The organism is Streptomyces albidus (ex Kaewkla and Franco 2022) (assembly GCF_013870515.1).
GTDB classification, from domain to species: Bacteria; Actinomycetota; Actinomycetes; order Streptomycetales; family Streptomycetaceae; genus Streptomyces; species Streptomyces albidus.
In genome coordinates this window covers 1-3,754 of the sequence record NZ_JACBXA010000384.1, presented here as the reverse complement: position 1 = coordinate 3,754, position 3,754 = coordinate 1, and the positions used below count along the sequence as shown (strand labels likewise).

The window sequence follows — 3,754 nt, the reverse complement described above, 5'->3', positions numbered from 1 at the left end:
TCACCCCCCACCCCCACCTCTGCCCCCGTCGCTGCCTCCGCCCGCGCTTCTGCTCCCGTCTCCGTCCCTGCCCCCGTCCCTGTCGCTGTCGCGGTGGCCGTGGCCGCGCCCGTGGCTGTCTTCTGGCTGGTGCCTGTGCGGGTGTTTTCGTCTCTGGTGGGGATCCGGTAGGTGAAGGGCACCCGCAGGTCGCCCCACGTCTTTTTGTAGAGGGCGGCGGCTTCGATGCCGCGCCGCCAGTGCCGACGCTCGGGGTGGAGGACCCGCAGGTTGATGAACGCCGCCAGCGCGGCGTGATCGCGGGGCGTGGAGAATTTCAGCAACCCTCTTGCGCCGCCACTGACACCCCCACCCCCGCCCCCGTTCTCCGGGGCTGTGCTCGTCTGCTCGCGTTCGGTTTCCGTCGTGGGGGTAGGGCGGCTTGGGGCCTGGGGTTCGGCGAGGGCTTCCACCACCCGCGTGTCGTGTGCGCGTAGGGCTTCGAGGAGTTTGGCGAGCCCGTCGTACGCGCGTGAGGTGAGCATGCTCCGCGGACTCTCGCCGGGGCCGAGCAGGACCGGCACCACCAGCGAAGCGGTCTTGCCTTCGCCGGGCTTCATGCGCAGGGCTCTGCCGACTGCCTGGACCAGGTCCGGCATGGACCCGCGTACATCAGCCCAGTACACCGAATCGCAGCGGGCCGTATCGACGCCTTCCCCGAGGACCTTCACCGACGACAGGAACGCCTTCTCCACGACGGTGCCGTCGCAATCGGTACCGTCGGCGAACTCCACGACGGTGCCGTCGCAATCGGTACCGTCGGCGAACTCGCCCAGCAGCCGCCGGCGGGTGAGCGGCTTGTGCTCCCCGGACAGCCAGCCGGCCCAGACCGTCCTCGGGTACAACTCCGGGTCGCTGGCGTGCAGCCGCGCGGCCACCTCAGGCAGGCCGGCGGCGAAAGCCTCGGCCTCCTTCAGGACGTGGTGGAAGACCAGGGTCCGGCGCAGGCCTTCCTCGGCCGAGGCCTTGACCAGCGCCGTCTGCAAAGCGGCCAGCCGCGCCCCGCGGACCTTGTCCGTGGTGGCGCTCTCCCCGAGGAGCAGGGCGGCCTGGAAGTCGGTGTCGGTCACATCGACGCACACGACCTGATACGGCGCCACGATTCCCCGGTCGACCGCCTGCGAGAGCGTCAACGTGTAGCAGCGGGCCCCGAAGGGGGAGGCGGCATCGTCTTCCATGCTCGCCACCAACTCGCTCAGCCCCCCAAGGGCTTCCTCCTCCCCGAGCTGCCACAACCGCGGTGTAGCCGTCATGTACAGCCGACGAGCAGCCGGGATACGGGCGTTGTCGTGGACGACAGCCCACGGCTTCCCGATCCGACCACTGGTGCGGTGCGCCTCGTCGACCACGATCAGGTCCCAGCCCGGAAGCCCGGCCGCGTGGGCGCGCTCCAGCGTGCCCAGACCGAGGGAGGCGTAGGTGGCGAACACCGTCACCCGTCCCATATCCCGCGTCCAGGCGACGAGTTCGTCCACATCCGTGGTGTTGGCAAACCCGGCCTCGTCCCCGCGCAGGGACGAGATCCCCACGACCGGACCCGAACGGCCACCCTCACGCCACGCGGTCTCGCTCTGGGCAAGCAGATCCAGCGAAGGCACCAGCACCAGCACCCGGCCGGCCCGCAGCTCCTGAGCACTACGGGCTGCCACCAAGGTCTTGCCGGAACCCGTGGCCATGATCACCTGAGTCCGCAGGCCACGCTCCGGCAGCCCGCCCGTTGCAGGACTCTCCAGGGCGCGGACAACAGCATCGACGGCTTCTCGCTGATGAGGACGGAGCTGCATGACGCCATTGTGACCCCACCCCTTCGACAGCAGCAGAGCTCCGGGAGCGGAGTCGCCCGCCCAGCAGAAGAAGATCATCGAACCCGACAAGTCCGACAGCCCAGGACACCCGAGGCGACCGCACAACTCACCCCCAACACCTGCCCCAGCGCAAAAAGACACCCCCGCAAGCCGACCGACCGCACACACCAGCACCCCACACCGCCTCAACCAGCAGCTGCTCCCTCCCCACCAACCGACCCCCACCCGCAACAGCACCGCCACACGCTGCCGCGCCACCCCAGACCCAGCCGCTCCTCGCCACTCACCCGCGCTACGCGCCCCGTCTGTGCGGGTGCCGTGCGCAGCTGAGACGACCCTCGAGACCGGACGGGCCCGCAACTCCCTCCGACACTCCTCGTTCCGCCTCCCCGGCCGAGAGACGAACTCCCAACCAAGATCAACTGTCAGTGGTGGATGCGAAAATAGAGTCAGTCATCAGGCGGCAAAGGGGAGAACACATGACAGAGCATCAAGGGCTCATCAACCACGTGGTTCTGGTGCTGGACGCCAGCACCTCCATGAGCCACTTGAGGAACAAAGTCGTGCAAGTAGCAGACGAACAAATCACCTACCTCGCACGACGTTCCAAAGAACTCGACCAGGAAACCCGAGTCACCGTCTACGTATTCGCCGACAAAGCCGAATGCGTCATCTACGACAAAGACGTACTCCGCCTCCCATCAATCTCCCAGTACTACCAGCCAGGAGGCATGACCGCACTCCTGTCCGCCACACTCAAATCACAACGAGAACTGGCACAGACCGCTCAACTCTACGGAGACCACAGCTTCCTCACCTTCGTACTGACAGACGGCCAGGAAAACGCAAGCCACCGCTGCGCCGATGCCCCTGCGCGTAACCCGCGAGTGCTGGTGAACTACGTCTCTGAACACATCGAGACGATGCCGGAAAACTGGACCCTGGCTGTCCTCGTGCCGGATCAGGTCGGCAAACGAGAGGCCCAGCAGGCAGGCTTCCCACCGGAGAACATCGCCCTCTGGGACGCTTCGTCCACACGAGGCCTGGAGGAGGCGGCCGGGAAGATCCAGCAGGCCACAGAGACCTTCCTGACGAACCGCGCCTCGGGAATCCGTGGCTCGCGGTCTGTCTTCTCCACGGGAGCTGACGCGGTCAACGCAGACACGATTCGCGCCGCCGGCCTGACACCTCTGCATGCCTCCACCTACAGCCTGATCCCGGTCACCAAAGCAATAGGAATCCGTCAGTGGGTTCTGGAAGAATGCCAGCTGCCTTTCAAGCTGGGATCTGCCTTCTACGAACTTTCCAAGCGGGAGAACATTCAGCCGCAGAAGAAGATAGCTGTACTGGAGAAGAAGACCGGTCGAGTGTACGGCGGCCAAGAGGCCCGGAAACTGATCGGTCTGTCCGACGTGGAAGTCCGAGTCACCCCCGATGACAACCCGAAGTATTCAATATTCGTGCAGTCGACCAGCGTAAACAGGAAGCTCGTTCCCCACACACGGCTCTTGCTGATTTCCTGAAATCCCCCAACATGGAGATTGGGACTGCTGCCTTCACAGTAGAAGAGCAGCTCCACCTTCCATCGGGTCACCGAACAAGGGCACCTTTCGATGACCCGGGTTGGTGTCGAGTGAGAACAGAATCTCACTCGACACCAACCCGGTAGGCGTTCTCCAACCCAGAGTTTATCTGCACTGCACTTTGATACAGGGCGCCCCGTCCTCCGTAGCCAGCCCGGCCCGCGTCAGCGGGCCGTTTTTCCCGCCCCTGCGAAGCTGGGGCGGCGGCAGGACCGCCGAAGGCGGCCCAACAGGGGCCGCGAAGCGGACCCTTGAGCACTTTCGCGGAGCGACCGGGGTGCGGAGCACCCCGGTTTCCGGGGCGGAGCGAAGCGGAGCCCCGGGATC

2 protein-coding genes are annotated in these 3,754 nt (G+C 65.8%); one reads left to right on the top strand and one right to left on the bottom strand.

Annotated features, from left to right (window positions below):
• Positions 1-1,823, bottom strand: a 1,823-nt coding sequence (locus H5J26_RS29275) for a DEAD/DEAH box helicase family protein (RefSeq protein WP_210771889.1), incomplete at its 3' end; no start/stop codon positions are given.
• 500 nt (positions 1,824-2,323) lie between these two features.
• Between H5J26_RS29275 and H5J26_RS29270 the strand changes: the two genes are divergently transcribed.
• The gene (locus H5J26_RS29270) at positions 2,324-3,367 is read left to right on the top strand and encodes a vWA domain-containing protein (protein ID WP_181768985.1); all 1,044 of its coding nucleotides are present in this window, start codon (positions 2,324-2,326) and stop codon (positions 3,365-3,367) included.
• The last annotated feature ends 387 nt before the right edge of the window (positions 3,368-3,754 follow it).